Below are 6,036 nucleotides of genomic sequence, written 5' to 3'. Positions count from 1 at the left end.
CCTCGCCGCCGGCGCAAGCACCGCCCGCATCCCCGCCGACCTCGCCATGGCCGTCCGGCACACGGCCGCGGGCCTCCGGTGCCGCCTCACGTTCCGGGACGACACGGCCGTAGACCCCCGAGAACAGGCCAGACACCCGCAGGGGCCTGCCACCACCCCCACCGGCACTCCCGTGTGGCGTCTCTGGGCCGAGCTGGGCCGCAGCTACCTCGACCTCGTCCTCACCCGGCTCCCGAGGTCACGCTCCGTGCACACCATGACGGTGTTCATCGCGACCCCGCCGGACGGCTCCGCTCCGCGCTGACCTCCTCGGGGCCGCCGGGCACCCCGGCCGCCGCCGGACGCCACACACGGACGCCCACGGCGTACAGCAGCACGCCCAGCACCAGCCCGGCCCCCGCCCCGAAGCACAGCGTCGGGATCAGATCCCAGGCGCTCGCCGTCGACCCCCAGTACGCCCACCAGTGCGACGCCCGCTCCACCGCCGCCACCAGCGCACAGCCACCGAGGACGACCCCGGCCGCCCACCGGTCCCGTACCGACAGCACGGGCACCCCCACCGGCCCGGTGGCCGGAACCCGCCGTAGCGCACGCAGGACGAACGCGGCGACCAGCAGCGCGCCGAGCGCCGAACTGCCGTACTGGAGAGCCGAGAACAGCGGTCTGCCGCCCACCGCGCGGTCGAGGACGGGGAAGAGTCGTACCCCCCACCGGTCGTGGTGCGTGAACGCGTCCCACACGACATGGGTCAGGCCGCCGAGGACCGCGGAGACGTACCACCACGCGGTCAGTGACGGGGTCGCACGCGCGCGTGGCGTGCCACAGCGCAGGAGGGTCGCCGTTCGTGACTGCCGGGCGCGTGGCAGCAGGGCCACCAGGGGTTCGCGCAGCAGCAGCCACAGGGCGACCGTCGTCCAGGTGATGAGGACGTCGACCGTGAAGACGCCCGGGAAGGAGTGCGTGACGTTCCCGAACTCCATCGCCCCGGGGACCGCACTCGCCGCGTAGTAGGTCATGTCGGGGGCGAAGGAACCCGCCACCAGCACCGCCGGTACCAGTCGGCCGCGCCCTCTGCCGTCGCCGCGCACGGCGGGCAGCACGGCGGCGGCATGACTCAAAGTGAACGGCAACAGGGCTCCCCGTAGGAGACATCGGCATATGGCCAAGAGGTGAATAACGGTCACCAACGGGTGCCCGTGCAAAGCAAGTTGTCGTAGGGTCGCCCGGGGCGCCGCGCAGGCGGAGCGCGGTCGGAAGGAAGTGCGGAACAAGCGTACAGAACACCCGAAAAGCATCACGAGGGCAACCCACTGCGTGGTTCGACCGTCACAACAGGCGCAGAGGCAACAGAAAAGGCGGGCGCTCGGGCGTCCCTGGGAGGGGTTCACTCCATGACGGCGCATTTCGGCAGGCGGCTGCGCAAGGGTGCGGCGACGACGGCGGTGGCCGCGGCAGCGGTCGCGGCACTGTCCGCGTCCCAGGCTCCGGCGGTGACCGGCGGCCACAGAACGCTCGCCGCCGGCCAGACCGCGCCCGACGGGAGTACCAACCACAACAGCGCCACCGGAGACTCGCCGTACTACACGGACCTCCCGCCCCTGAGCAGCCCCAACCCGAGCCCGAGCGACAGCCAGTCGCCGTCCATAGGGACCCCGGTCTCGGTGGGCGAGGCCGAGGCGGGCATCCCCGCGACCGTCCTCGACGCCTACAAGAAGGCCGAGGCCGAACTCGCCGAGTCCAAGCCCGGCTGCAACCTGCCCTGGCAACTCCTCGCCGCCATCGGCAAGGTGGAGTCGGGCCAGGCCCGCGGCGGCCAGGTCGACGCGAACGGCACCACGACCTCCAAGATCCTGGGCCCCTCGCTCGACGGCAACGGCTTCGCGCTCATCAGGGACACCGACAACGGCAAGTACGACGGCAACAGCCAGTACGACCAGGCCGTCGGGCCCATGCAGTTCATCCCGTCCACCTGGGCCTGGGCGGGCCGTGACGGCAACGGCGACGGAGTCAAGGACCCCAACAACGTCTACGACGCCGCGCTCGCCGCCGGCCACTACCTGTGCCGCAACAGCTGGAACCTGTCGACCGACGCGGGCCTGCGCAGCGCGATCCTCAGCTACAACAACTCGACGGACTACCTGAACACGGTCCTGTCGTGGCTGGAGTACTACCGCAAGGGCACCCACTCGGTCCCGGACGGCACGGGCACGCTGCCCTCGGGCCGCAGCGACGACAACTCCGGGGCCAATCCCACGCCTACGCCCACGCCCTCGAAGACGACTCCGGCGACCTCGTCGCCGAGCCCCAGCCCGACTCCGGGCAGCAGCACGACCCCCACCACGCCGGCCAGCCCGACCCCGACGCCCACGCCGACTCCGACCCCCACCGACACGGTGACCAAGCTGGCGGACGCGGGTACGACGAAGCTGACCGCGATGGCGGGCGACGCGTTCACCAAGAAGATCAGCACCCGTGCCCAGACTTCGGCCGGCAAGGCCGTCGCCAAGGTCAGGATCCGGTTCACGATCGTCGGGACCACGGACGCCACGTTCACCGGCGGCGAGAAGGTCGCCGTGGTCGTCACCAACGCCTCCGGTGTGGCCGTCGCGCCCGCCCTGCAGGCCGGCGAGACGACCGGTGACTTCACCGTCCGCGCCATCGTCGTCGGCCGTACGATCGCCGGTCTCGACTACACCGCGAGCGTCACGCCCCGGGTCGCCGACACCCTCGCCCGCACCAGCACCACCGCGCTGACCTGCACCCCGGGCGGCGAGTTCGCCGACCAGGTCGAGGTGAAGGCCACGAACAATGGCGCCGTCGCCGACAAGGTCGCGGCCACCGCGACCCTCATCAAGGCGACCGACGACGCCACCGAGAACGACAAGGGCCCCTACTTCAAGGACGCCGACGGCAAGACCGTCCGCACCCTCACCGGCCTGGCCACGGACGCCGACGGCCTCCTGAAGCTGCCGAAGCTGTACGCGGACGACACCACCGGCACCTTCCTGCTCCGGATCACCACCACGGGCGGCGCGACCCTCACGGCCGAACTGACCGTGGCCGCGGCCACCGACACCTCCTCGGCCAGCCCGAGTCCTTCGGCCGACCCGAGCCCGTCGGCCTCGCCGAGCGCGTAGTCCGACCGCACGACCGCACCACGGCAGTCCGTACGACCGCACCACGAGGGCGCCCCTCCGCTTCGGCGGGCGGGCGCCCTCGTCGTGTCCGCCCGCCGTACGTGTGCAACGTGTTCTCATCTCGCCCGCGCGTTGCTACGGTGCCCGACCTGACGACCTATCAGTTCTTGTCCGTCGGGAGGCCCGTCATGCGTGCCCTTATCGCCGCCGCGACCGGACTCGTGCTCGCGTTCGCGCTGATCCTGACCATCACCGCGATGGGTTCACCGATGGGGAAGACCTCCCCGAAACCGCTGCTGACGACGGTGCCGGCGCACCCGTAAACGTTCGCGCAAGCGTTTACGCCAGCGTTCAACCCCTTGGGAAGGAGGCCGAGATGCGCCGCAAGGCCAGCCTGATCCTGCTCGCCCTCGCCGTGTTCTTCACGGCGCTGTCCCCGCTGCTGCGCTGGTACGCCTTCCCGCGCCTGGCCAAGATCCCGGCCAACCAGTACCAGGACATGGTCCTGGAGGCGAAGAACGCCACCCTCCTCGACTACGGCACCATGCAGGCCAAGACGGTCCCCAAGGTCACCATCGTGCAGACCCTCAAGGGCAACGTGGAGGCCGCGAAGAAGATCGACAAGACCGCAGGCCGGGACGTCGTCGTCTGGGACGGCCTGTCCTACGTCCAGGGCCCCGACGGCAAGATGGTCTCCTCGATCCCCGAGCGCTACATCTTCGACGCGCACACCCAGGACCCCGTCCACGCCACCGGCGAGATGGTCGACGGCGACCCGGTGAATCGGGACGGCATCGAGTTCAAGTGGCCGTTCCTGACCCAGAAACGGGACTACGAGTACTTCGACGCGCAGACCCGCACCACCAACCCCATCCACTACAAGGGCACCCAGAACTTCCGCGGCGTCAAGGTCTACTACTTCGAGCAGACCATCCCCTGGACCAAGGTCCCCTTCCCCAAGACGATGCCGGTCAAGGGCATCACCCCGGAGTCCGTCGCCAAGACGGGCACCACCCGCTGGTACACCACGGTCCGCAAGTTCTGGGTCGAACCCGTCACCGGAGCACCCGTCTACGGCGAGGAACTCCACAAGGAGGAACTGCGCGGCGGCACCCTCCTGGGCGACCGGGCCAAGGTGACGGCGTTCGCCGGCGACGTGAAGATGCGCGAGGACTACATCAAGCACACCGTCGCCCTGGTGAAGTCCAACCGCACCCTCGTCCTGCTGATGGTCTCCTACCTCCCCTGGGGCTTCCTGACCCTCGGCCTCCTCCTGCTGGCGCTCTCCCTCTACCTGGAGGCCCGCAGCAGGCGCCCCGGCGACCCCGCTCCCACCGAGGTCCAGGAACCGGAACCGGTCACCGCCTGAGCCGCGCGTTGGTGAACCGCGTGGCCTCGGCGGTCGCCGGGTCCTCGGGCCACGGATGCTTCGGATACCGCCCCCGCAACTCGGCCCGCACGCCCTTGTAGCCGTCCTTCCAGAAGGAAGCGAGATCGGCGGTCACGGCGGCGGGCCGCCCGGCGGGGGAGAGGAGATGCACGAGTACGGGCACCCCGGCGACGGTCGGCGACTCGTGAAGTCCGAACATCTCCTGCAACTTGACGGCGAGTACTGGCTGTTCGGGGTTGGCGTAGTCGATCTGGATCCTGGACCCGCTCGGCACGGCGAACCGCTCCGGCGCCAGCGCGTCGAGCCGCCCGGCATCCCCCGAGGCCCACGGCAACAACCGCTGGAGCGCCTGCCCCGCCTCGATCCGCCCCAGATCACTCCGCCGCCGGGCCCGCCCCAACTCCGGCTCCAACCACTCGTCCACGCGCGCGTGCAGCGCATCGTCGGACACATCGGGCCACGGCGCCCCGACGTTCAGACGCAGGAACGCGAGCCGCTGCCGCAGTACTTGGGCATCCGCCGACCACCGCAGCAGCCCGAACCCTTCCTGCCGCAGCCCGTCAACAAGCGCATCCCGTACGGCGGCGGGGTCGGCGTCCCGGAGAGGCCGCACCGCCAACTCGACGGCCCCCAGCCGCTCGACGCGCCGGGCCACCACGTCACCGCCGGCCCAGTGGACCTCGTCCACCTCGCTGAGCAGCGCCCCGGCCGCGAACCGGGCGACGTCCTCGTCGACGACGGCGCCGAGCTGCACGCGCGCGTGCCCTTTGCCGATGGGTCGGTCGGCGACGGCGACGGCGATCCAAGGGGCGCCGCGGAGGGGGCTGTCGTCGCGGAGTTCGGCGCGGGTGCCGGAGACGAGGAGGTAGGAACCGCCGTCGGCCTTCGCGACGCGCTCGGGATAGGCGAGGGCGGCGACGAGTCCGATGAGGGCGTCGTCGCTGTTGACGTTCACTCCCGCTGGTTTGACGGTCACCTCTACGGGTGGGGAGTAACGGGTGGGTGGGTGGGAAATTTCCGCCCCCACGGCTCGCAGCCGCCGAACCTCCGCACGCCACCGCCCGGCATAAGCGTCACCTCCACGCCGGGCGCGCCGCAAAGCAGAGGCGAGGTCGTCTCCGTACTCCCGGGGTGCCTCCTCACTGAGCAGTGCGACAACCTCGGCACCAGCCGCGCCCGTGTCCAACAACGCCCGCCCCAACCGGGGATGCAACCCCAACCGAGCCAACTGCACACCCCGTGACGTAGCCCGCCCACCCGAGTCAACGGCACCCACCGCGGCCAACACCCCCCGCGCCGCCGCCATCGCCCCAGAGGGAGGCGCATCGAGCAACGCCAGCCCCGACGCCCCAGGATCACCCCAGCAGGCCGCCTGGAGGGCGAACGCGGTCAGGTCGGCCACCTTGATCTCCGGAGCCGGAAAACGCGGCAGACGCGCGTCCTCGGCCTCCGCCCAGCAGCGGTACACCGCCCCCGGCGCCTCCCGCCCGGCCCGCCCCGCCCCCTGCC

General features: G+C 71.1%; 6 protein-coding genes. 4 read left to right on the top strand and 2 right to left on the bottom strand.

The genetic code is table 11. The annotated features are described in order from the left end of the window. Positions 1-304, top strand: a 304-nt coding sequence (locus tag R6V09_RS43570) for a hypothetical protein (protein WP_317887021.1), incomplete at its 5' end; no start/stop codon positions are given. On the opposite strand, the gene R6V09_RS43565 is transcribed toward R6V09_RS43570, so the two are convergent. Then, a complete protein-coding gene (locus R6V09_RS43565; protein ID WP_317887020.1) occupies positions 267-1,130 on the bottom strand; it encodes a DUF4184 family protein in 864 nt (287 codons plus the stop codon). The genes R6V09_RS43570 and R6V09_RS43565 overlap by 38 nt on opposite strands. Before the next feature lie 261 nt (positions 1,131-1,391). Here R6V09_RS43565 and R6V09_RS43560 point away from each other — a divergent pair, with 261 nt between their 5' ends. The 3 genes from R6V09_RS43560 (at position 1,392) to R6V09_RS43550 (ending at position 4,506) form a co-directional block, all read left to right on the top strand. Further along, a complete protein-coding gene (locus tag R6V09_RS43560) occupies positions 1,392-3,137 on the top strand; it encodes a lytic transglycosylase domain-containing protein (RefSeq protein WP_317887019.1) in 1,746 nt (581 codons plus the stop codon). A 188-nt stretch (positions 3,138-3,325) separates the two neighbouring features. Further along, on the top strand, positions 3,326-3,460 hold the full coding sequence (locus R6V09_RS43555; RefSeq protein ID WP_106417094.1) for an SPW_0924 family protein: 135 nt from the start codon (positions 3,326-3,328) through the stop codon (positions 3,458-3,460). 53 nt (positions 3,461-3,513) lie between these two features. Then, positions 3,514-4,506 (top strand): DUF3068 domain-containing protein, encoded by a 993-nt coding sequence (locus R6V09_RS43550; RefSeq protein WP_317887018.1) that lies wholly within the window; start codon positions 3,514-3,516, stop codon positions 4,504-4,506. Here R6V09_RS43550 and R6V09_RS43545 read toward each other — a convergent pair. Next, a partial coding sequence (locus R6V09_RS43545) for an ATP-dependent helicase C-terminal domain-containing protein (protein ID WP_317887017.1) occupies positions 4,496-6,036 on the bottom strand: 1,541 nt, incomplete at its 5' end. The two genes, R6V09_RS43550 and R6V09_RS43545, sit on opposite strands and share 11 nt — an antisense overlap.

The organism is Streptomyces sp. W16, assembly GCF_033194735.1.
GTDB lineage: Bacteria > Actinomycetota > Actinomycetes > Streptomycetales > Streptomycetaceae > Streptomyces.
This window is presented reverse-complemented; position numbering and strand designations above follow the sequence as displayed.

Excerpts from the sequence above, each read along its gene's own strand:
- R6V09_RS43550 (WP_317887018.1), top strand. The coding sequence starts at position 3,514 with ATGCGCCGCAAGGCCAGCCTGATCCTGCTCGCCCTCGCCGTGTTCTTC.
- R6V09_RS43555 (WP_106417094.1), top strand. The coding sequence starts at position 3,326 with ATGCGTGCCCTTATCGCCGCCGCGACCGGACTCGTGCTCGCGTTCGCG.
- R6V09_RS43560 (WP_317887019.1), top strand. The coding sequence starts at position 1,392 with ATGACGGCGCATTTCGGCAGGCGGCTGCGCAAGGGTGCGGCGACGACG.